This is a genomic window from Prevotella sp. HMSC077E09 (assembly GCF_001814685.1).
In the GTDB taxonomy this organism is placed as follows: Bacteria; Bacteroidota; Bacteroidia; order Bacteroidales; family Bacteroidaceae; genus Prevotella; species Prevotella oris.
Map to the genome: position 1 here is coordinate 36683 of NZ_KV817484.1, position 22804 is coordinate 59486.

14 protein-coding genes and 2 pseudogenes are annotated in these 22804 nt (G+C 43.5%); 8 read left to right on the forward strand and 8 right to left on the reverse strand.

What is annotated here, in order from left to right:
* Nucleotides 1–202 precede the first annotated feature (202 nt).
* On the forward strand, nucleotides 203–1771 hold the full coding sequence (locus tag HMPREF2983_RS00360; protein WP_070665565.1) for an McrB family protein: 1569 nt from the start codon (nucleotides 203–205) through the stop codon (nucleotides 1769–1771).
* Entirely contained in the window at nucleotides 1764–3158 is a 1395-nt protein-coding gene (locus tag HMPREF2983_RS00365; RefSeq protein WP_083316615.1) for a 5-methylcytosine restriction system specificity protein McrC, read from the forward strand. Before HMPREF2983_RS00360 ends, HMPREF2983_RS00365 begins: the two co-directional genes overlap by 8 nt.
* Before the next feature lie 259 nt (nucleotides 3159–3417).
* On the opposite strand, the gene HMPREF2983_RS14460 is transcribed toward HMPREF2983_RS00365, so the two are convergent.
* Nucleotides 3418–3720 (reverse strand): hypothetical protein, encoded by a 303-nt coding sequence (locus tag HMPREF2983_RS14460; RefSeq protein ID WP_168166193.1) that lies wholly within the window; start codon nucleotides 3718–3720, stop codon nucleotides 3418–3420.
* An 803-nt stretch (nucleotides 3721–4523) separates the two neighbouring features.
* Between HMPREF2983_RS14460 and HMPREF2983_RS00380 the strand changes: the two genes are divergently transcribed.
* The 4 genes from HMPREF2983_RS00380 (at nucleotide 4524) to HMPREF2983_RS00395 (ending at nucleotide 8206) form a co-directional block, all read left to right on the forward strand.
* A complete protein-coding gene (locus HMPREF2983_RS00380; RefSeq protein WP_070665569.1) occupies nucleotides 4524–5645 on the forward strand; it encodes a DUF262 domain-containing protein in 1122 nt (373 codons plus the stop codon).
* Nucleotides 5638–6129 (forward strand): hypothetical protein, encoded by a 492-nt coding sequence (locus HMPREF2983_RS14105; RefSeq protein WP_070665572.1) that lies wholly within the window; start codon nucleotides 5638–5640, stop codon nucleotides 6127–6129. The genes HMPREF2983_RS00380 and HMPREF2983_RS14105 overlap by 8 nt, the downstream gene beginning before the upstream one ends.
* A 464-nt stretch (nucleotides 6130–6593) precedes the next feature.
* Nucleotides 6594–7829, forward strand: a complete 1236-nt coding sequence (locus HMPREF2983_RS00390; RefSeq protein WP_070665575.1) for a site-specific integrase — start codon at nucleotides 6594–6596, stop codon at nucleotides 7827–7829.
* 14 nt (nucleotides 7830–7843) lie between these two features.
* The gene (locus HMPREF2983_RS00395) at nucleotides 7844–8206 is read left to right on the forward strand and encodes a virulence RhuM family protein (RefSeq protein WP_070665578.1); all 363 of its coding nucleotides are present in this window, start codon (nucleotides 7844–7846) and stop codon (nucleotides 8204–8206) included.
* Nucleotides 8207–8255: 49 nt separating this feature from the next.
* Here HMPREF2983_RS00395 and HMPREF2983_RS00400 read toward each other — a convergent pair whose 3' ends face one another.
* From HMPREF2983_RS00400 to drt3b, 3 genes are all read right to left on the reverse strand, one after another.
* The gene (locus tag HMPREF2983_RS00400) at nucleotides 8256–8558 is read right to left on the reverse strand and encodes a helix-turn-helix domain-containing protein (protein ID WP_068906249.1); all 303 of its coding nucleotides are present in this window, start codon (nucleotides 8556–8558) and stop codon (nucleotides 8256–8258) included.
* A 37-nt stretch (nucleotides 8559–8595) separates the two neighbouring features.
* Nucleotides 8596–8874, reverse strand: coding sequence for a helix-turn-helix domain-containing protein (locus HMPREF2983_RS00405; protein ID WP_070665581.1), 279 nt, complete (start codon nucleotides 8872–8874; stop codon nucleotides 8596–8598).
* 521 nt (nucleotides 8875–9395) lie between these two features.
* Complete coding sequence (gene drt3b / locus HMPREF2983_RS00410) at nucleotides 9396–11579, reverse strand: antiviral reverse transcriptase Drt3b (RefSeq protein ID WP_246829303.1); 2184 nt, start codon at nucleotides 11577–11579, stop codon at nucleotides 9396–9398.
* 42 nt (nucleotides 11580–11621) lie between these two features.
* Between drt3b and HMPREF2983_RS00415 the strand changes: the two genes are divergently transcribed.
* Nucleotides 11622–12878 (forward strand): DUF2326 domain-containing protein, encoded by a 1257-nt coding sequence (locus HMPREF2983_RS00415; RefSeq protein WP_070736582.1) that lies wholly within the window; start codon nucleotides 11622–11624, stop codon nucleotides 12876–12878.
* A gap of 67 nt (nucleotides 12879–12945) precedes the next feature.
* Here the strand turns inward: HMPREF2983_RS00415 and HMPREF2983_RS00420 are convergent, their stop codons facing one another.
* From HMPREF2983_RS00420 to HMPREF2983_RS00435, 4 genes and pseudogenes are all read right to left on the reverse strand, one after another.
* Complete coding sequence (locus tag HMPREF2983_RS00420; protein ID WP_070665590.1) at nucleotides 12946–18423, reverse strand: helicase-related protein; 5478 nt, start codon at nucleotides 18421–18423, stop codon at nucleotides 12946–12948.
* Entirely contained in the window at nucleotides 18410–18841 is a 432-nt protein-coding gene (locus tag HMPREF2983_RS00425; RefSeq protein WP_070665593.1) for a DUF1896 family protein, read from the reverse strand. Before HMPREF2983_RS00425 ends, HMPREF2983_RS00420 begins: the two co-directional genes overlap by 14 nt.
* Nucleotides 18842–18979: 138 nt before the next feature.
* Nucleotides 18980–21110: pseudogene (locus tag HMPREF2983_RS00430) on the reverse strand (DNA topoisomerase).
* 34 nt (nucleotides 21111–21144) lie between these two features.
* Nucleotides 21145–22538 (reverse strand): annotated as a pseudogene (locus HMPREF2983_RS00435) (DUF3945 domain-containing protein).
* Nucleotides 22539–22602: 64 nt separating this feature from the next.
* On the opposite strand from HMPREF2983_RS00435, the gene HMPREF2983_RS14390 reads away from it, so the two are divergent.
* Nucleotides 22603–22728 (forward strand): hypothetical protein, encoded by a 126-nt coding sequence (locus tag HMPREF2983_RS14390; RefSeq protein WP_256374438.1) that lies wholly within the window; start codon nucleotides 22603–22605, stop codon nucleotides 22726–22728.
* Nucleotides 22729–22804 lie beyond the last annotated feature (76 nt).

Below are 22804 nucleotides of genomic sequence, written 5' to 3' on the forward strand. Positions count from 1 at the left end.
GACCTAAAGGCCGTTGATGATACAGAACTGTACAAAAAGTTATTATGGGTGTTTGCATGTGTTCAGACTATAAAAAGGAGTCTGTTGTCACTCTTTTATAATATTCAAAGAGATAATTATAGCTTAAAAGAAGAAAGTTTTGTATCTTTGCAATCAACTTAAGAATATAAACCACGTATGAAATACATTGTTATAAAGACCTATGGATACAGAAACAATCTTAAAGTTTAAAAAGGTTTTAGAGTACTTTGTTGCACATTTAAGTTATATGCAGTCTGGTAAATCTCAGGATATTCCCGGATATGCTCAATATATTAAACCTTATGAGGATAAGGGAAACTTTGCACAGACAGGACAAGGTTATAATGGTGGGACAATCCAAAACCAGATTAAAGACTGGGAAATGATAGATGGTGAGAAGCTATGCGTTAATGTTCAGCCTAATTTTGGTTCTTACCAGTCAAGAAAATGTTATTTGAACTGGATACGAACTGGTATTAATATTTTTGCTCAATGGAGTGACGATCAGATTAATGGGGTTAGTATTGGTTTTTCATACTGGTGGAAGAAGCCTATAGGCTATAAGGTTGTTAAGGCAGAATCGTTTGATAAGCTTGGTTTGTATGACAATAGTGACCAGCCAAACAGTGAACTCATTAAATTCTACGATTATTTTATGAATGAAATAAAGGAGTTTCACCGAGGGACAAGCGAATACTATAAAGCAGTTTCTGAGTATTACCGTGATACAGAAAGTAAAACAAAGCTTCTTGAGAATAACGACATTATAAACACAATCCTTGCGAATAGAAATGTTATCTTCACTGGTGCTCCCGGTACTGGCAAGACCTATTGGACAAAAGAATTGGCTGCTCAGATTATACTTAATGATGTTTATGATGAAAGAGATCCAGCACAGAAGAGTATAATGGATGAGCAGTATGATTTTGTACAGTTCCATCCTTCTTATGACTATACGGACTTCGTGGAAGGCTTACGTCCTATAGATGACGGAAATGGAAACATCTCTTTCAGACGTGAGGACGGTATCTTTATGGCTTTTTGCAGAAAGGCTTTAAAGGCATTTAACGAGGTGGAGGATAAACAAGATGCGCCAAAGTATGTCTTTGTCATTGACGAGATTAATCGAGGTGAGCTTTCAAAGATTTTAGGAGAGCTATTCTTTAGTATCGACCCCGGCTACAGAGGAGTAAAAGGAAAGGTCAAGACACAATATCATAACCTGTGGAAGAATTCAGTAGACGAGACACAGAAGAGGTTTGGTGACACAGATTTTTTCTATATTCCAGAGAATGTCTATATCATTGGTACGATGAATGATATTGACCGCAGTGTAGAAAGTATGGATTTCGCTATGCGTCGTCGTTTTGCCTTCAAAGAAGTGTCAGTTTCTGACCGTCTCGATATGATTCGCAAGGATAAAATCCTTGGCAAGTCACCTGATGAGATCTTAAGGCGATTGGAAAATCTGAATCTATGTATCCTCTCTATCCAAGGGCTTTCAAGTGCCTATCAGATCGGTGCAGCTTATTTCTTAAAACTGAAGAACTATCTGAAAGACGATAATTCAATTGCCCCCGAATCTTGGGAGAGCCTGTGGAAAAATCATATTTATGGTTTATTGTTCGAGTATCTTCGTGGCTTCCCAGATGCACAAGAAAGCCTGCATCTGCTTTATGAGGCTTTTCAACTGAAGAGTACATACAGCCAAACGGGTGGTAAGATTATAAAGGTGGATAACAATGGGTAGGATTATTCATCTTACAGATAACAACATAGAGGGTTCCTATATTGATGATGGGGTGCTTGATATTCTGAAGATTGCCAATATCAGCAACCTACGAGACAATCCTGACCTTTTAATTTTCCCCTATTCGCTTGTAGAATCGAACGATAGTATCGGTGATTTACCGATATTGACTACGTCTGATCATCGCTATGATAAGGAGGGAAAGTGTCTTTCATTAAGGGTACATACAGGAAATCTTATGGGGTTTATCGGGGTGAATGAAACTTCTATTAGTATTCATTCTAGATTTACCCATAAGAAACAACAAGGTGTTACTGATGAAGGAGGAAAAGATTTTTTCCTTTATTATATGCTTCAGAAGATATTATCAATCAATTTGTTAGACCTTAAACACACGACAAATCAGGAAGATAGAGCATTTGATTTTCTGCTGTTTTTGTTTCCTATTTTACTGAAAAAGGCTATGTCACAAGGAGTCTATAAGGAATATCAATGCAGATATTATGATGATGCCAAAGTGAAAGGAACTGTTGATATTTCGCGCTTTATCAGAAATGATATCCCTTTCAAAGGGCATGTTAGCTATAAGTTACGTGAACATACTTATGACAATTCTATTACGCAGCTAATCAGGCATACGATAGAGTATATAAAACAGAATTCTATCGGTGCTGAAATTTTAAGAAACGACCAAGAGACGATGGATAATGTTGCCCAAATTGTTATGGTAACGCCAAGCTATGACTGGCATAGCAGAGAGCGTGTCTTAAATGAAAACAGGAAACCAAAGGATCATCCGTATTTTCTAAACTATCAGACGCTTCAGCAGTTGTGTATAAGAATCCTAAAACATGAGTCGCTCAAATATGGTAAAAGTGAGGATAAAGTATACGGAATATTGTTTGATGGAGCTTGGCTATGGGAAGAATATCTGAATACCGTACTCTCTAAGATAGGATTCACACATCCGAGAAACAAGAAACGTGAGGGAGGGGTAAGGATATTTTTCAGTCCAACTGATAAGGATAGTTTTGATAATAATGGTAGGCGTATCTATCCTGATTTTTATCGTCAAGATTATATTTTGGATGCTAAGTATAAGTGTCTAAACGGGACTGTAGGGCGTGAGGACCTTTATCAGGTTATCTCTTATATGTATTGTATGGATAAGCCTTATGGTGGTTATGTTTATCCCGATGATTCCGACCAAAAAACGACAAGGTTAAAACTTGCGGGTAAGGGACTTGAATATAAGGGAGATACAGGTGGTATCTTGTCTACTATCCCGTTTAAAATACCTCAAAAAGCAGAGCATTGGAAGGAATTTCTTCAAGCCATAAATCAGTCAGAGAGCATGTTAAGAGATTTATTGAGCCTTTCTAATTAAGGCTACATATGGAAAGGCCATTCAACTTTGTCCCCTTTGGGAAAAGAAGAATTTATCACTTAAAGCATACATGAGTTCGGTTTAAGAATGTACTTGTGCAAGTTGGTAATCTCGTTAGTTTCTTGTGACTTTATAGTTAAGAAGCTATAAATTACAAAATAACTAAGCGATGACTACCAGGGACAAAGTTACAGAAATATTCTGCATTATCGATGAGTTTGACAGGAAGTTGAATGTTGAACTGAGTAAAAACCTATGTTTACCACCCTATAGCAGTAATGGAGAATATAGCAGGAATCGTAAGAGAAGGCTTTCTGAAAGTGAAATCATGACGATACTCGTGTACTGTCACTTCTGTACATATCGTAATTTCAAGGAGTAATACCAGAACTGTATCCGTAGAAGGCTCTGGCATGAATTTCCTGTAGCCGTTTCCTATAATCGTTTTGTAGAATTCATGCCCCGTATGTTCTTCAATATGATGATATCCATGAAGCTTTATGCTTTCAGCGGGTGTACCGGTATAATGTTCGTTGACAGTATGATGATTCCAGTATGCCACAATGTAAGAAGGTGTTTCAACAAGGTATTTTTCGGTTAAGCCAAGAACAGCAAGGGCACCATGGGCTGGTGGTCATAGATTCAAGTTGCACGTGCTCTGCAATGATGCGTGGAAAGTGATAATATTTTGTCTTACAGGAGCAAGGGTAGACAACAAAGATGGTAGAGTATGGACACCGCTCAATATATTATCATGAATTTATGTTCGCCCTTACGATATATTGCTTTTTTGAGAATAATCCCGAGGCCCAGCCTGCCTATATACGGAAGCTCAAGACAGTTAGAACTATTAGCGTATTAAACTTATCCCAAACAGGTGTAACAACAGGTTGTTTTGATGTTATGCGGTATTTTGAGGAGAGGTGGTTTTTCCAATCCTTTTTCCCTACATCTTGTATATCTGACTTTTTTATGCTTCTTTCCCTCGGGTAGATGATTCTCGTTTCGAGTCGATAAAAAATAGGGGCAAAGGCAACAGGTTTAGAGCCAGAATACCACCTAAAGAATGAAGCGTGGAGATAGTTGCCCTAACTGGTTACTCTTGCCCTTGTTTCCCAAAGTGCTCTTAAACTACCTTTGCTGAAGAAAACCGGCCGGTGTGATACGAAAATATAAATCTGAACTTAGAGAGTGACTTCAAAGAGAATAGGATAAGGGGTGGAATATCATCTTCATACTAAGACTACTATGATAACATGGAAATAGGTTATTTTTTTTAACTAAATAACTTTTTAAAAAGAAAACAGAAAAAAAATCGTTTTTTTCTCTGAATAGGGTTATCTTTGCAAGTAAACATTTTATAGTATGAATCAACAGTTGACACTTAATATCGAGTCAGAAACAACTCCTGAAGATATACAGGAGATGATACAACGTACTAATGAGGAAGAGTTGGATTCCTCTCCTTCCGTTATGCCTCCACCTGATATTGTAGCCTTTAATGAGCAGCGTTCTTGTGCTGATATATTCCGTATGTATCAAACAAAACAAATAGAAATAAGTCCTGATTTTCAAAGAGGGGAAGTCTGGGGAAATTCGGCTCAAACACTTTTTATTGACAGCTTAATGAAACAATTGCCCATACCGAGTATGTGCATAAGTCTCGATATATCATCACAAAAGAGAATGGTAATAGATGGATTACAACGAATATCATCAATTATTAAATTTCTTGATACACAAAAAGATTGGAAACTGTCAAAAAATGATGATGTAGATCCAAGGATTTCAAATAAAAAAGTTTCTGAAATTAGGATGAAAAGCCCCAATTTAGTGGAAATTTTAGAAAACGTGACTATCCCTATTACTATCCTTAGATGTGATTATAGTAATCAGGAGCATATGAAATATCTCTTCCAGATCTTTTATAGATTAAACTCTGGAGGAAATAAATTATATAATCAAGAAATAAGAAATTGTATTTTTCAAGGTTCTTTTAATTCTCTCCTTAAAAAATTGGCCAGAACTCCAGAATGGTATGATTTTGCGAATACAGACTATAAAAAGGTAGAGAAGGCAAGATTCAATAATGAGGAACGAATTTTGCGCTTCTTTGCATTTTATCATTCTCTTTCGAATTATAAGGGAAAACTTGCCGCTTTTTTAAATTCTTATATGGATGAAAATAAAAAATCAGATAGCAACAAAATAGAATATTTTGAGAAACTCTTTATTAGAACGCTAAAAATTACGAATAAACTTAGTAGAAGGTTTGATTCTAAGAATGTTGCAGAAGCTATAATGATTGGCATTGCGTCTAATATTAAAACATTAATAAATAAAGATAGTGAGGCATTAGACCAAATGTGTGAGAATCTTTTAAAATTACCGATATTCACATCTGAAGAAATGAAAGAAGGCTTAGCTTCCGAAGAGAAAGTTAAAGGTAGAATTAATTCTGCCATCAAGGCTTTTAGTTATGGTTAATTATGTAGATATTGAAAATACATTGAACTATTTAGATTCGACATATTTAGCTTCTATGTCGGATCCTTTATTGCCTATCCTTTTATCAAAAACAGCCTTAATTGAATTTTCTGGGTGGATTGAACAAAGTATGGATCAAATATTATATGATTATTTGGATTCCCATATATGTGAAACCTATATTATTAAATACATAAAAGATCAAATTAAAAAGAATTATGGTTTTAAATATGAGAATAATATCTTAAGAATATTAAGCATAACTATAGGAGCTTATAATCTTGAAAATGTGCTCAATAAAATAAATATAAATCTATTAAAAACGCTTTTAGACAAATACTCTAATAAAAGAAACAATGCAGCTCATACTCATACCCTAGGAACGACTACAACTTACGATGCGCCATCAGTAATTTTGAACGACTTCAAATGTGTTAAACCTATTATTACAGCTATTGAGCATGAAGTTCAATCCCTACCTTAAATGTGATAATAGAATTTTATTTGGTTTTATTCTTTGAATGTGAGTTCTAAAAACATTCGGTAGTTTCAACTACCAAATGCGAATTTACTTAAGTTTTTTGTAAGAAATCTATCCCCAAGGTTCAAGAAAAGGCGAAATAGCGTGAATGATTTGTGAGTCAGTCAGTTCTGTTTTTTGACCCTTTCGACGCAAAACCTCGAAAAGACGGGGTTATACCAACTTCGGACAGAGCTGCGTTACCAAAACATTACCACCTCCTTTGCAAGTGAGGATTGGGAAAAGCGGTAACGAACAGTGCAATATCCGACCTGAATTTCGGGGATTACCTCCTGCAAAGGTACTTCGATGAAAGGAAACAGGCAAATAAATTGCGGACTGTTTCTTTACCATTGAACGACAATGTTTTGCATAGCAACAAATAACCTGACAATGAATAGTTTTGTAAACCGTAAAAAGTCAGAGTTATGCGTAGTACGTTTAAGGTTCTGTTCTACCTCAAAAAGAACGCCCCCAAGAAGAACGGTTCCGTTCCCGTGATGTGCCGTATCACCATAGACGGTACGATAGCCCAGTTCAGTTGCAAATGCGACATCCATCCTAACTTGTGGGACATCAAGAGCAACCGAGCTTCGGGAAAAAGTACCGTGGCCTTGGAAACCAACCGTTTCTTGGACAAGATACGTGTCGGCATCAATGCCAAATACAAGGAGATAGCCGAGCGGGATAACTATGTCACTGCCGAGAAAGTGAAGAACGCTTTCTTGGGCTTGGAAATGCGGCATGAAACCTTGCTGAAAGTCTTTTCCCAGCACAATGAGGACTTTTTCAAACAGGTCGATGCAGGCTTGCGATGCCCATCCACCTACCACAAGTATTGCACGGTCTATAAGCATCTGGAGGAGTTCATCAAGACCCGCTACCGTGTCAGCGACATTGCGTTAAAAGAACTCTCTCCGGCTTTCATTACCGACTTTGACATCTTCCTGCGCACCGAAAAGCAATGCTGTAACAATACGGTATGGATTTACATGATGCCCCTGCGCCGTATGATTACCATTGCCCAGAATCACGGATGGATGGTTCGTGACCCGTTCGTGGATTACAGCATATCCGCCGAGAGTACCGACAGGGACTATCTGACCAAGGATGAAATCCGACAACTGTTGGATTTGAAGTTCAGGCGCAAGTCGATGGAACTGGTTCGGGATTTGTACGTCTTCTGCTGTTTTACCGGCTTGTCCTTTACCGATATGAAGAACCTGACCAAGGACAATCTTCAAATCTCCTTTGACGGTAAACTCTGGATTATGACCAAGCGACAAAAGACGGGTGTGGAGTCCAATATCATGCTTTTGGATATTCCGAAGCAGATTATCGAGAAGTACGATGGCATGGCGAAGGAGGATTACCTCCTGCCCGTTCCGCAGTATATTACCGCCTGCAAGAACATCAAGAAAATCATCGGACTCTGCGGTATCGAAAAAGAGATTACGTGGCATACCAGCCGCCATACCATGGCGACGGAAATCTGTCTGACCAACGGCGTTCCCATCGAAACCCTTTCCAAGATGCTCGGACACACGAATATCCGCACCACGCAGATTTACGCCAAAATCACCCACGAAAAGGAAAGTCGGGACATGGCGGCACTTTCCGACAAACTGGGTAAGATAGAGCAGTTCAATGGTATCACTATATAAAAGGAGGACGAACGATGAAAAGAGAAATCATAATCATCGGAGAGAACGGAAAAATACATATCCCGACAATTACCGTTTGGATGTCGGCTTGCGAAATAGCCTCCTTGTTCAGCGTATTCTCCGGCAAGGTAAACAGCCACATCAAGTCTATCTTCAAAGAGGGCTTGCTCAAGGAAGATGAGGTAATGCAAACGCTATTGTTTAGGGATGGTTCGGTGGATTTATACAACCTTGAAATGATTACGATGCTGTCATTTCGCTTTGCTTCTCCACAGGCAAAGAGTTTCCGTCAATGGATAATCGGAAGACTGACCGAAAAGAAGAGAACAAGTCCTCCATTACTTGTGTGTTATGGCAAAGGAGGATGGTACAACTGAATATGAGAACAGGCAGTAAGACAAGAGATTCTTACTGCCTATTTCTCTGTCAAGGCTTCTCAAACCGAGAGCGATAATTCTCCTGCAACAGTTTTTCCACATCTTCTTCCCGGTAGAGTACCTTTCCGCCTAACTTGACAAAGGAGATTCTTCCCATGTTGCGATAATCCTGCAACGTGCGCCGGTTGATATGCAACAGGCGGGACAGTTCATCGTCCGTCAGATAGCGATGCCCGTTAAGCAGAGGTCTGTTCTTTTTACGCAAGGCATCAATTCCCTTTATCATGCGGTCGCTCGCGTTGAGAAAGTGCGCAATCTCTTCGTTGTTCTTGGTCTTTACATCGTTGTCCATATTTTACATCGGATTTAGTGGTGATATTATTCATTGGTTATAAAGAAGAGGACTGTTCGAGCAGCTTTCCGACATCCTCCGGTTTGTAGAACATCTTATACCCTATTTGCGTATAGGGCAACATTCGGTTGCTACGGTAGGTCTGCAAGGTACGCAAACTGATGTTCAGGATTTGGCAGACATCCTGATTGTCCAGCCACCTGCCCATACGCTTCTCGTCACACTCCCAACACAGGGCATCGACTTTGGAGGTCAGAATGCGGAACCGTTCCATCATGGCTTCATACGTTTTCTTCTTGATTGTTATTACTTCCATATTCTTGTCCGCTAAAAAAATATGATTTCGGGCTAAGTTCTTAAAGCACAATGCTCTGCGATTAAATGCAGGTTTTATAGGTAACGATTTAGAAATGAGCGGTGCACTTGAAAGTTCATTGTTTTGTATAACCAAAGAACGCTCGCTACTTCAGTTGCAAAGATAATACTTTGCGTGGAAAAATGAGCGTTCTTTCGCGTTTTTCTTCTTTGTTGATGAAAGAAAAAGCGATTACAGCCGTTGTGAGTGGTTGCGGTGAATGAGTTGTTGCCACTTCTGCTTACATTAATCGGAAATATGAATTAGAAATAAGGTATCCATTCTTCATTCATTGTCGGGTGTTATTCTTTGTGCGTGAGCTTTAAACAATGAATACGATGGACACGCCATAAAAAGGAAAGATTTCACATTCGGTACAATCCTAACCAACCATTTTGGAAAACGTAACTTCCTGCGTCGTTTCGGCTAGCTTGAAGGTTATGTGTGTGAAAGAGTGGTTGGACCAACAGCTGTTACAGAAGCTACGAATATACTTCCTGTGAAATCTTTGCCTGTAATTCTTTATTCAAATTAAACATTGTCCAGCGAGTGAAGATGTACTTTTGCTTTTTAGCAAAGCGCAATATCATCCGTTGATCTTCCGTCTTAGTAATGCCCATCAATGTAAGAAGGCTTTGTTTGTATGCATCATCTACAAAGGGACAAGTCATCATATCCGCCGTGAGAATCGTGAGTTCCGAATTGCGTTTACGCTCTTGCTCCGCAACAAGCCGATACTTTTTCAAAATATTTTCTTTCAATAAAGTCTTTTGTGTATCATAACACTTGTGGTTCGCATAGTAATACATCAATATAATACATGCGAACAAGTTATACTGCAATTCACTCTTTTCAATGAATGATTTGATAACTTCAGGTGAAAACAGATATGCAGAACCTAACTCTTTGACTAATATTAACAGATAAAGACTTTCATGCAAAGTGTTACGATGCGAATCTGTTGTAGCCAGCACCAAGGCGATTTCGTCTTGAATCTTCTTAAAGATAATATCCTTGCTTATTGTTTGGAATCTAACCTCTGGATTAGTTCTAAAATCACCATGCCGTTTTGCATAGATAACAATGGTATTCATTATCTTCTGCAATTTCAATGTAGTGTTTACCTGTCTGTTGCTATTGAAAACAAAGAACGTTACATCAATCAGAGATACTAGAAAACTTGTAAGCTTCCTTTGTACTCCTTGTGCTAGAAGTTCAACCTCATCCTTATTGGTATTCTCTTTAGACATCAGGCGCTCATATTTCTTGAAGCCTATTTCATATCGATTAAGAAAAGCGTCAAGGCGTTGGCTCATTTTCTCAAGCAGATAGTTTGCTATATCGCGATATTCTATTCCACATTCCCTAACTATTGCTTTTATTTGAGTATTTACGCTATTTGCAGGCAGGTATATATTGAATTTCTTATATAGTATTTCCCTGTCTTTATCCGAATTTTCGTCTTCAGTTTCATCTTCTTTCTCCACATCCAAATTTGATTCTACTTCTTCCCAAAGTGGAGTCGAGAATATATCACTAAATAAATGATCAATTCTCTGTTTGGCTATTGTAATCTTTGTTATGAAAGGTCTTTCAAACTCTTCTGTTTTAGACGGACTAATCTGCATTTTGAATTCCTTTAGCCATTTAGTTAGACTTTCCATGAAGAGTCCCCTATCCTTTTCGTCATTATAGAAGAGAAAATAGTCGTCAACATACCGATAACACTCATAGTTAGATTTCTGACAAAGCTTTTCTTCCAATAGTTCCTGCTCAACCTTTTGGTCTATATACTGAAGTATAATCTCTGCAAAGATTCGAGAGAACTCCGGACCTATTGCAATACCATTAGTTTCACGAGCATTGACCGACTGCATTAGATTGTCAAATGCATCACCAAGCCATGAACCATGATATCCGGGCAAAACCTTCACCTTGTCCGCCCCTCCTGCAGTCGCCCAGCTTATGGTGTGGGTGTAAATACTGTCGAAACAGCTCTGTAAATCGAACTTCACAAGATGTTTGAATTTCTTTTCTGCTCGTTGGTATCTGTAATCCTCATAGAACTTGTATATATTTGAGTACTTCTCGTAACTGAAATAAGTTTTTAAGTTCTCATATTCATTGAAGAACAATTCAACTTTATCACTCTCATGACCTGACAACTTCCGGTGGAGCCGATCTCTGTAGTAAAAGTATTGCGCTATCTTGCGTGGTTTGCGAAGAGAGTATTTGCTCTGATGGCAAAGATAGAGTATGGAATATTTATACTTATCATAAAACTCTACTACTTGCCACTGGTTATATGGATGTATAATAGACAACGTTCTGTTCTTATTCGCCTTGTGAGCGATATTGAATTGATAGGGGTAGAATAGAGCATTTGGTCGATGTTGTAGTACACCTATTCTTTTACCCTTTTCATAACATCCAAATAGCAGTGCAGCAAAAGCATTCGCATCCTTTTCTTCTAAACGTTTAGATTGCTCTAAAACATTGCACATAATATTATCAACCATTTGTTCTCCACCAACCCATAAATATTTGGCAAGAAATCGATACAAATATCGGTTTGAGAATATTATAGGACACTCGTAGGGCAAGACATCAGAAAAGAGTACCCGCTCTTTGCTATAGCTAAGCTTTATCTTTTTCCTCTTTCTCATACCCACGATTGTTTAATCATTTGCAGTCTACAAGGGCGGTAATTGCTCCCTTCTTGGCTTCTTCCATTATCGGTAAGCTGTGGAAATAAGCCTGCACAGACATCTGATGCAGAGTATGAAACTTTATATCTATTTATGTTTGGTTGTCAATATGAAGAAGGCGAAGTTAGACAAGAAAAAATCGAGAAGTTAAAGTCTGAAGTAAATTTCAAATTAAAATTAGAAAAAGCACATGATAAAAGTACATACAAGTCTTTACTAGGACTAGTTGATGCAAAGATAAATGAGCTTAACGCTAATAAATCTTCTTTGAACATAAACCCAAATTTTGAGTCTGATTTAGAGAAACTGAATAAAGTAAAATATGATATAAATTCATTAACATCAAAACTTAATATTCTCAATATCAGAAAAGAAATGATTATAGAAGCTCAAGAAGCTGCTATAAATCTCAAATCGGAAATCGACTTGGAACAGCTAGCACTTATCTATAAACAAGCAAAAGCATTAATTCCAACATTACAAAAGACATTCAATGACTTAGTGACTTATCACAACCAGATGGTTGAAAATAAGATTATTTTTATAACTAGTGAATTACCTACATTAGAGGCGGATATAAAAGATTTGCGAAGAAGATTAAAAGAATTACTTGAGAAAGAAGATTCCTTAACGAAAAAAGTTGTGAAGTCAGACACATATGATGATTTAGAAACTATCATTAATGAATTGAATGAGAAATTCCAACAGAAGGGCGAATATGAAAATATTATTAGTCAAATAGAAATGGTGGAAAATTCAATATCTGAGATACAAGCAGATTTAAGAAGAATTGATGAAAATCAATTTTCTGAATCTTTCAAAGATGGAGTTCAAAAAAAAATAGATAAATTCAATCTGTTTTTCTCATCAATATCTAAGCGTCTATATAATGAGGAGTATGCTATTAAAGTCGAACAAATTCCATACAAAAAAACAAATAGTTATATCTATAAATTTTCATCCTTTAATGCAAATTTAAGTTCAGGAAAGAAAATGGGTGAAATTTCATGCTTTGATATTGCCTATACAATGTTTGCAGATGATATGAATATTCCATGTGTTCATTTTCTTCTTAATGATAAAAAAGAGTTGATGAGCGATAATCAGCTAATTGATATTGCAAAGGTTGTAGAAGAAGAAAATATACAGTTTGTTGCGTCTATTCTAAAAGATAAATTACCAGAACAATTACAAGATAATTCTTTATTCATTATTGAACTATCACAGGAAAGTAAATTGTTTAAAATAGAGAATTAAATCATTTGACATCAGAGTGTAAGATAAAGGCGTAATATTATTTATTTCATCACGCCTTTATCATTCTTTATAGTCTTTTTGGTCTAGGAACAAAGGCCTTGCTTGACAATGACGACACACCGTCCGTAAGGGGCTGTGTATCTCTGATACTCTGCCCCACGTTTTTGGGCTGTCTGCCGGTTTGAGCCGAGAGCGTGCAGACGGAGGGTGCGTTAGCGGCAGGCTCAATCGGACGGGACTGCCCTAAGACATCCTCCTCCTTTCCTTTCTGCTCTTCTACATTCTCTTCTCCCTGCTCAATCGGTTTTAGAGAGAGCTGTATCTTGCGGTCAAGGGCAGCGAGTTCCGTTTTGAGGTCTTTGAGCTGCTCTTCCTTCTTCCAAGATCCGTTCACGACCTCCTGCAAAACCGGAATATCCTTGGCTATCTTTTCCGTGTCCGCCTTAAACTTCTCAATCAAGCCGGGTATCTTCTCCAAGGCGTTCAGGAAATTCATGCAGGCGAGTTGCGGGTCTGCCGCAATCCTACCATTGTTGTAGCTGTACTTCATTCCGCTTTCTCCCATCACGAAGAACTTGTTCTGCGAAAGGTCGAAAAGGTCTTTGGAGGAGGACTCCGTCTTGACCACAAGATTAAATCCGTAGAGTGTTCCGATATTGAAATACTCTCCCCGTGTGCAGGCTTTCTCGTTGATTTCCGCAAGCTTGGCGGCAATGCGTTTCGGGTCGCTTCCTTCCACCCCTTTGAGTGTTATCGGGTTGAGGATATTGCCCTCCTTATCCTTCTGTACACGACTTTGGTACAAGTCCCAGTCGCTTTGGAAACGGGCTATCAATTCCTTGTTTCCGTCCACCGTTCTCATAACTTCGTCCAATCGGCCTCGGGAGGATGACTTACTGCGAATGAACGCCTGCCGTTCACTGTCCAAACCGGCAATCTTCTTTTCCAACTTTGCCTTTTCCAGCAGGTCGGTATTTCCGGAGAGGATGGCGACATACTCGGAAAAATTCATTCCCGATTTCTCGTCCATACTTCCCTCATCAATGGTACGGCTGCCCATACGGTTGTTTTTCAGTTGTTCGATGAACAACTGCTTGTTATATAACAGGTTGAACTTGTAGCTGTCAAGCGATTTTTCCACCGCATAAATGATGACATCCACCTTGTTGTCCGCATGAAACTTGGCGACTTCGTTTCCTTTACGCACGGCTCTGCCGTCCCTCTGCTCCAAGTCGGAAGGACGCCAGGGACAGTCAAGATGATGAATGGCCACGGCACGTTTCTGGGCGTTCACACCTGTGCCGAGCATGGAGGTGGAACCGAACAACACGCGTATTGTTCCCTCGTTCATGCCTGCAATGAGCGTCTTTCGCGCCTTGTCAGTCTTGGCTTCCTGAATAAAGCGTATCTCCTGAGCAGGAATGCCGTGATCTTCCACCAACTTTCGTTTGATTTCGCTGTAGGGATTCCACTCGCCCGGCTTGTATGTGCCGAGATCGCTGAACACAAACTGCGTTCCTTTCTGCTCATTGAACTTCCGGTAGTACTCCGCAATCTTGGCGGCACAGTGGGAGGCTTTGTTGTCCACATGATCTCCGTACTTGTTAGGATCAATAAGCCTCAAATCTAAGCTCATCTTTCGAGCCATGTCCGTTGCGATAAGCATCTTGGCTTTCTCCTCTCTATCGGAGAGTTTCTCTCGTCCTAATAATTCTGCATTGCCCGTCTTGGCAAACTCCACCAACTTGGCTATGAATTCCTCCTGTTCGGGTGTGGGCGGGATATTGTGCATGATTTCGTTTTTCTCGGGTCGGTCAATGCCGATGTCCTTTGCCGTTCGATAATCGGTGATTTGAGCGTAGAACGCCGCCAACTCCGGTACTTTGATAAAATAGCGGAAACGCTCTTTCTGTACAATCTCATTGGTAACGGAGAACTCATAGTCCACAGACTTCTTGGCGAAGATGGCAGCCCATGCGTCAAAGGTCTTGATGTTCTGTGCTTCGAGGGCTTGGGGACGCAGGTATTTGAAAAGCAGGTAGAGTTCCGTGAGAGAATTTGATATGGTCGTACCCGAAAGGAAAGTGGCTCCCAAGTCTTTTCCCGTCCGCTCCTGTATTGTGCGGATGGCAAAGAGCATATTCAAGGCTCTTTGGCTCCCCTCACTGTTGCCAAGCCCTGCCACTCTGTCGTGGCGGGTGTTGAACATCAGGTTCTTGAACGTATGCGACTCGTCCACGAAAAGATGGTCTATCCCCATGGTCTTGAAATCTACCACGTCGTCCTTTCGGTTCTCTATCTTGAACTTGATTTCATCCAACTTCGCCTGCAAATTCATCTGTCGCTTGACAAGCCCCTTTTCCATGGCACGAGAGATACTGCGCCCCTGCTGACGCAGGACATCCAAGTTCTCCTCTACACTGTCCAACTCATCCTGAAGGATTTTCTGCTGTATCTCGTCCGACTGCGGTATCATGCCGAACTGGTCGTGCGTGAGGACAATGCAGTCCCAGTTGTTGTTCTTGATGTCGTGGAAAATCCGCTGCCGCTTGTCGGGGGTGAAGTCGTTCTTCCCTGGATAGAGCAGCTTGGCGTTCGGGTAAGCCGTTTGGAAGGTCTGTGCTATCTCCTGCACGTTGGCTTTGAGAGCGAGTATCATCGGCTTGTTCGCCAAGCCGAGCCGCTTCATCTCATAAGCTGCGGTACACATGATAAGCGTCTTTCCTGCTCCCACCTGATGATCGCAGATACCTCCCCCGTTGAGTTTGAGCATCCAAACGGCATCTTTTTGGCTGCCGTACAAACTCTCGATGCCCAAGCCTTTCAGATTGAGGTCGGGGAATGTCTGATGGGAACCATCATACTGGGGACGCACAAAACAATTGAAAGTGTCATTGTAGAGTTTCTCCAACCGCTGCTTGAACTCATCGCTCTGCTCGTTCAGCCAATCGGTGAAGCCGTTTCGTATCTCATCGATTTTAGCGTTTGCCATCTGTATGGCTTCGGTATCCCGTACCTTGACCTCCTTGTCGCCGACCATGATTTTCTTGGTGATGTCGGGCGTCGTATTCAGCAGGGCGTGCTTCATCAGGGCAATGCCGTCGTAGCGACGATGTTGCCCCCGCACACAGAACCTGTCCCAGATATTGGCATTGTGCATCCGTGCCTCCACAGAGTATTCGTCCGCACTTGAATTGTAGCGTATCATCACCTCCGTGTCGAAGAGGTACGAGGCATAGTCTGAGTAGAGATTTACGGGGATCCATCGCTCCCCGAAGTTGAAATCCAAATCCACGAAGGGTATCGGTTCGGGAATGGCATCTTTCAGTGCCTGCAAGGAGGCTTGCGCCCTTGTGTCTTCCGGATGCTCCAAAAGATATTGTCCGATACGCTCCGAAGCGGCGACCACATTGCCCGATATGAACTTCTCGGCGATTTCATACTCTCCCTCCAAAGGATTGTAGTAAATCCTGTCGTGCAGCTCGAAGAGCATCTCTTCTTCGGAGATGTCAGGAAGCAAAGAGAGCATATACTCGATGTCCACCGCTCCGAATTTATTGAGTGAAGCCGAGAGCGCCTCTTGGGCATTGCTCACCTCTGTCACTTCGTGCAGGCTGAAAGAAACGGGCTGATGGAAAATATCGGCTTTGAGCGTTTCTTTATCCACCTTCCGTTCCAAGAAGAGGATTTCCCTGCCACCGGCATCCATCAGGATCTGCTCGTGGTTCTTGCGGTCGTTCAAATGTCCGTACTGCCGCACGAAACGGTCGTACAGTTCATTGAGGTTCTGTCGCAGGGATTCATTCGCCACCTTGCGTTCCGCTTCATAATCATAGAGGGCGTGGTAGGCATCCCGCAGGTCTATGTAGAGCAACATTTTCTGTCGTTCTTGGAACGGGAGGTCTATGGGCTGGAACATGCGGTTGTCCTCCATATCACGGACAAGCATTCCTACCTGAAAGTCCGAAGCCAGCAAAGACCCCTCTCTGAGATGTTCGTGCCATACTCCCTCATAGGGACGCTGCTGCATCCCTTTCTCCTTGTCCTGCTGCCACCACAGCTCGTTCGTGTCTTCCAGTCCGTGTGCCGTCTCATCGCTTTGTGAAACCTCGGAAAATGGGGGAGGTGAAGCGACAGGCTTCTGTTTTGTGGCAGCTTTACGTTTGGGCTTTTCTTCCGGGATAACATTGCCGAAAAGGTCGAGCAGTTGTACCTGTGGTGTGACACTGTTTCGAGGGTGTTCTACAGGCTGTTCCTCTCTCGGTTGCACTACTTTTTGGTGTGGTTGTTCCTCTGTCGAAGCGGCTGGTGTAAGCGTTGGCTCTTCCTGCTTGACTTCGGGAGAAGCGGAAACGGGAACTTTGGGCTGCTCCTGAATGGAGATATGCTTTTGGTACAATGTCATATCCAAGCGTTTGGCTAAATCCGCCCGCAGGATTTTTCCCATATCGGTGGCGATGCCTTCCGCTCCGCCCTCGTGATGGAACAGGATGGCGGGCTTGCCGTAAGGGTCGGTATCCTGCTTCCATTCGGTATGCACGATTTGCGACATGCTTCGCAGATAGGTATTGAACAGCACTCCGCTGGGGCGTTTCTCGCTCTTGATGAAACGCTGTTCTTCTTCGGTCAGTTCCTTTTTCCCACTCTGCTTTTGCAGGACGATAAGGTCACTGCCCACTTCCGTCCCTGCATTCTCCGAGAAGAGATTGTTGGGCAGACGGACTGCCGAAACAAGGCGGGTATGGTTCATCAGCCACTCCCGTACCGGTTCGTTCGTCGGGGCGTTCATAACACCTTGCGAGGTGATGAATGCCAACACACCGCCCTCACGGAGCATATCCACCCCCTTGACGAAGAAGTAATTGTGCAGGGACATGCGGGCGATCTTTCGGGCAGGTTCTGCCGTCTTGCTGAAAACAGGGTCGAAGACGGCCACATCTCCGAAAGGAATGTTGCTGCTGACCACATCGAAATAACCTCCGAGCTTGGATTCGATTTCCTCGAAGCCTCGGATGCGTATCTTGTCTTCGGGATGCAGAGCGGAGAGCATTTGTCCCGTAAGGATGTCTTTCTCAAAACCGAAGGTCGTATGCCCTTCGGCTGCAATGCCGTCAAAAGAGCGGATGAACTCGCCCAGTCCCGCCGAGGGGTCGAGGATACGCTTGGGGACGATGCCTGCCTCCTGTAAGGAAGCGGCAATCTCCCGCACTACGGGCGCAGGAGTATAGAAAGCGGTCATCACGGAATTTTTCAGGCTCTGCATATAACTCTTGTACTGCGACTCGGAAGCGGTGTTGTCCCGAATGATGCGATGCAGCTCCATCACCAAGGGGAATAGCTCCAGCTCCGACTTGTTCCATCGGGCGATGTCCTCCATCGTGTTGGCGGGAGAGAGGATACACTTCAAAGCCCCGAAGCCCGTATAAGCCCGCAACCCCTCCATTTCCTCCTCCGTTGCCGTGCGTTGTTCCCGATGCAGGGCAAAGACCGTCTTGATGGCTTCTATGTTCGCCCTTAGATGCTCCTTCTTGTTATAACTTGCCATCTTCTTCGAGTTTTAGTTGAACAAAACCCGTAATCTCCGTATAGAGGGAGTTGTATTCGGGCATATAGGCGAACTCGTCCGAAATAGGATACTTGGTGAAGATTGCTTCCAAGATTGGGCGCAGGCGGATAGCGGTCTCCCTGACAGCTTCAAGCGGCACTTCGGCGGAGAACTCGTTCCAAAGAACAGAGGAGATGGTATCGTGGTGGGAAAAGTGCAGACCCGCATAGAGCGTCTTATTGGCAATGCCGATACATTCGGCTATGGGAAGACCGGTATCGAAGGCTTCGGCATAGGCTTCGGAAGCGGCTGCCGCACGCTCTTTGATAAAAGAAATATCACCGGCTTTTTCGGGATGGCTTTCCCGAAGAAAAGAGAGCAGGGATAGCTCGTAATAGGAAAATTGAATGGCTGTCATATCTGTGATTTTAGTAAGGTATATAATGCAAAGGCACTCGACGTCCCCGCCGAGTGCCACCACTAAAATCCGCAGTAAAAACAAGATGATTGTTTATGACCGCATCATTCAGTGGCAAAATTAGCAAATTACGGGGACTTACCTTCGGGATTTGCCCGGTTTTTTACGCTCGGGGAAGACAAAGACCGTCTTGAACTCTCCGTCCAAGGAGAGAGAAGCCTCGAAGCTCTTGCCCGTTTTGGAGGTAAAGCCCTTGATGATGCCTGTCTCTCCGTTTACTGCCAACTGCGTCAGTTGTTCGTCCGTGAGGCTCTTGCCTGCCACGCTGCGGAAAAGCGTCAGCCCGCAATCGGCATCAGAGCATTTGGCACATCGGGGATAGAAGACCAGTGAACCTTTGCCGCATTTGGGGCAGTTGATGTCGCTTCTCTTTTGAGGGAAGAGGATTTTGGACGAGAGCAATTCGTCCGTAATCTGTGTGGCGTAGTTTTCGATGCCCTTGCGAAACTCTTGCTCTTTCAACTCTCCCCGTTCGATTCTCGCCAAGTCCGCTTCCCACTGTCCAGTTATCTCGGCATTGCCGATTTTCATTTCCCTAACGATGGAATAGACGGCAAGTCCTTTCTCCGTAGGGACGAGCGACTTCTTTTGGCGCACCATGTACTCGCGTGCAAAGAGGGTTTCGATGATGGCGGCACGGGTAGCGGGCGTGCCGATACTGCAATCCTTGAGCTGCGCACGCAATTCTTCGTCCTCCAACTCTTTGCCCGCCGTCTCCATCGCTGCCAACAGCGAACTTTCCGTGTGCAGGGGCTTGGGCTTGGTCGTTCCCTGTGCCAAGGAACAAGCGCAGAGCGGAAGTTGCTTACCTTCCTCCCATTGAGGGATGATGATGCCTTCTCCATTCTCCCGGCTTTCCCGTTCTTCGGCTTCCGCCTGCTCCTTGTCTTTTTTTTCTGCTGTTTTTGAGGATAGCACGCCAACCCTCTTCTTTGATAATTTCACCTTTGAGGATAAACTTCACATCCTCGCAGGCGGCAGTAACCGTACTGACATCCTTCACGCATCGGGCGGAGAAGGCTTCGAGCATACGTCCGACTATCATATCGTAGATGACTACTTCCTCTCCAAACATGTCTATCGGCTTCTTGCCCGTAATGAGCAGGGCGTGGTGGTCGGTCACTTTCTTGCCGTCCACCGAATGCGCATTAAGTTCGGTCAGTCGGCGGGCATGGACACCCCAGACGGGATGGTCGTGTAAAAAGGCTATCAGGGCAGGTATTTCGGCAAAGACATCTTCGGGAATATATCGGCTGCCCGTGCGAGGATAGGTGATGTATGCCTTCTCATAGAGTTTCTGCGCCAAGGAAAGGGTTTGTTCCGCCGAATAGCCGAACCGGCTGTTCGCTTCTTTCTGTAAAGTGGTCAAATCATACAGAAGCGGTGGCTCCTGCTTGGTCTCCTTGCGCACAATCGTTTCTACAGTGGCATAAGGAGCCTGTTTGAGTTTATCATACAGGGCGGTGGCTTCTACCTTATCGAACCAGCGGTCGGCGGAGGAGAAACGGAAACTCTCATCACCTTCCTTTACGGCAAGGCTGAGTTGCCAGAATGGCTGCGGCTCGAACTTCTTGTTCTCCAAGAAACGGGAACAGACCATACAGAGGGTCGGAGTCTGCACCCTGCCCAATGAATAAGTGCCTCGTCCTGCCGCAATGGATATGGCTTGGGTGGCATTGATGCCCACTAACCAGTCGGCTTCGCTGCGGGCACGGGCGGCATAATAGAGATTGTCATACGCCGCTCCGCTTTGCAGATGGGCAAGTCCCTCTTTGATGGCTTTGTCCGTCAAGGAACTGATCCATAGGCGGTCGAAGGGTTTGGCGATGCCGAGATACTCATAGATGAACCTGAAGATCAACTCACCTTCCCTTCCGGCATCGGTGGCTACGATAATGCCTTCGCACGCTCGGAAGAGTTTTTCGATGATTTTGAGTTGGGCGACTGCTGCAGCGTCGGCTTTATAGCCTTTACCCTCTTTGATTTGACGGGGAATAAGGGTAAAGACGGGAGGAAGAATCGGCAGGTTCTCTTTGTGGAAACCTTTGATGCCGTAGGCTTCGGGCATGGCTGCCGTTATCAGGTGTCCCAATGCCCACGTGACGGCATAGCCGCCTCCTTCGATATAACCATTCTTCTTGTTGGTTGCCCGAACGACACGGGCGATTTCACGAGCTACGCTCGGCTTTTCTGCTATGATGACTTTCATTTGTTCTTACTTTTTGGATATTAGTGGTGGCGGATTACATTTTCATTCCCTTGGAACGTTTCTTCTCTTCTTCTTTTTGTTCTTGCCCAGCGGTAGGCTCTGTCTGTCCCTGCTTGAGCGGTTCATTCACCTGCTTGGTTGCCTCATTGGTCTTGCCTTCGGAATTGACGGTGACCTGCGTGCGGGAGCATTGTCGGGAATAACCTCTTTGGCTTGGGACTTGTCGGGATTCCATTTGAGGAAGTCGAACTTGTTCTTCTCGAAGTTCGGGCGTACATAGGCATTGAAAGGCTCTCCCTTCTTGTCGATAAGCCCGGTCATATAGACCGTCTGACCTGCTTTGAGCTTCGCTTGCTCTTCGGGAGAGATGTCGTGTCCCAGCATCTTCTTGGGGACACGCAATTCTTTCTGCTCTGCCTGTTCCTGTCCTTCGGAGGCTTGGCTTTGGCGTTGTTTCTGTTTGAGAGAGCCGAAACGAAATTCAATCGACCGCTTGTCGGCATTGAATTGAAGGTTGGCATTGAAGTGCTTTCCCGTTTTGGAAGTCATGCCCTCCACGTAGATGCTTCTGCCTTCCGAGAGTTCCTTTTTTTGCTCATCGCTCAGCTTCACGCCCTTGATTTCATCGGGGATGCGTACCCGGTCGGCACTCAGGGCGATGATGTCGTTCGTCAGGCGGTCAATACTCACGAAACTGCGGGTCGGCTCATCTTTGCCGGGGAAGGTCAGCTCCACGGTGCGACCGAGATTACCCGTTTCCCTGAGGGCTTTCTTGTCCTCGTCGGTGAAGGTATGCCCGAAGAACTCGCGCTCCAATTGCGGCTCCTTGCGGATGGCGGGGACGACGGGGATAAACATACCGTCTCCGGAGGCTTTCAGGGAAAGACGGGCATCGGTGTAAAGGGAGACTTCTCCGATTTTGATTGCGATGGGAATAAGCGGAGTCTTGCGGTATTGAAGCAGGTCATCAAGATGCTTGCCCTTTTCGAGACTCTCACGGCTTACGCCCATCTGCTCGAACTGCTCCCACTTCACCTTGTCGGGGTCAATGCCTTGGAAGGACTGTTTCTGTTCCCCTGCATAGTCCGCAGGATTGATACGGGCAGAGTCCAGCATCTCCTTATTGGAGGGGACATCCGGTGCTTTGAGCATCTCCGAGAGTACGCGTGCACTGGCAACGGCACTCTCAAAAGGCACTTTGAAGAAGTTCAGCGGTGTGAGATGCTTGAACTGCCGCATGAAGTTGGAAAGAAAGTTCTCCAGCGCATTGCCGTGCTTGTCGAACTTCAGGAAGCTCTGTTCATGCTCGGCGGTAGGCGGAACGGTTTTCAGTCCGCCTTTCTCGTCCGTACCTGTGACGGCTTTGAGATTTTCGCCCTTTTGATCCTTGACCAAAAGGACTTCTTGGTCTTTGATTTTTTCGTCCATATTACAATGTTTTTAATGACACCAACAGCGGTGCACGGACAAAAGTAAACCAAAGAAACCATGTATGTTAGAGGTATTGGATAACTGCGTACTTGTGGCTTCGATATGGATAGAAGTGGCATTACAAAAAAGAAAATACCGAACGGGACATGTGCGTGAACATGTCCGTTCGGTAGGAAATCGTATTTAATGTAACACGAATTGTATTTGTTTGTGAATGAGATGATGCTGTACCACACGAGTGCTCTATAAATGCATACCACGAG

Bases quoted from the DNA above. Each gene is read 5' to 3' on its own strand.
- HMPREF2983_RS00360 (WP_070665565.1), top strand. From the start codon at position 203: ATGGATACAGAAACAATCTTAAAGTTTAAAAAGGTTTTAGAGTACTTT.
- HMPREF2983_RS00365 (WP_083316615.1), top strand. From the start codon at position 1,764: ATGGGTAGGATTATTCATCTTACAGATAACAACATAGAGGGTTCCTAT.
- HMPREF2983_RS00380 (WP_070665569.1), top strand. From the start codon at position 4,524: ATGAATCAACAGTTGACACTTAATATCGAGTCAGAAACAACTCCTGAA.
- HMPREF2983_RS14105 (WP_070665572.1), top strand. From the start codon at position 5,638: ATGGTTAATTATGTAGATATTGAAAATACATTGAACTATTTAGATTCG.
- HMPREF2983_RS00390 (WP_070665575.1), top strand. From the start codon at position 6,594: ATGCGTAGTACGTTTAAGGTTCTGTTCTACCTCAAAAAGAACGCCCCC.
- HMPREF2983_RS00395 (WP_070665578.1), top strand. From the start codon at position 7,844: ATGAAAAGAGAAATCATAATCATCGGAGAGAACGGAAAAATACATATC.
- HMPREF2983_RS00400 (WP_068906249.1), bottom strand. From the start codon at position 8,558: ATGGACAACGATGTAAAGACCAAGAACAACGAAGAGATTGCGCACTTT.
- HMPREF2983_RS00405 (WP_070665581.1), bottom strand. From the start codon at position 8,874: ATGGAAGTAATAACAATCAAGAAGAAAACGTATGAAGCCATGATGGAA.
- drt3b (WP_246829303.1), bottom strand. From the start codon at position 11,579: ATGAGAAAGAGGAAAAAGATAAAGCTTAGCTATAGCAAAGAGCGGGTA.
- HMPREF2983_RS00420 (WP_070665590.1), bottom strand. From the start codon at position 18,423: ATGGCAAGTTATAACAAGAAGGAGCATCTAAGGGCGAACATAGAAGCC.
- HMPREF2983_RS00425 (WP_070665593.1), bottom strand. From the start codon at position 18,841: ATGACAGCCATTCAATTTTCCTATTACGAGCTATCCCTGCTCTCTTTT.
- HMPREF2983_RS14390 (WP_256374438.1), top strand. From the start codon at position 22,603: ATGTTAGAGGTATTGGATAACTGCGTACTTGTGGCTTCGATATGGATA.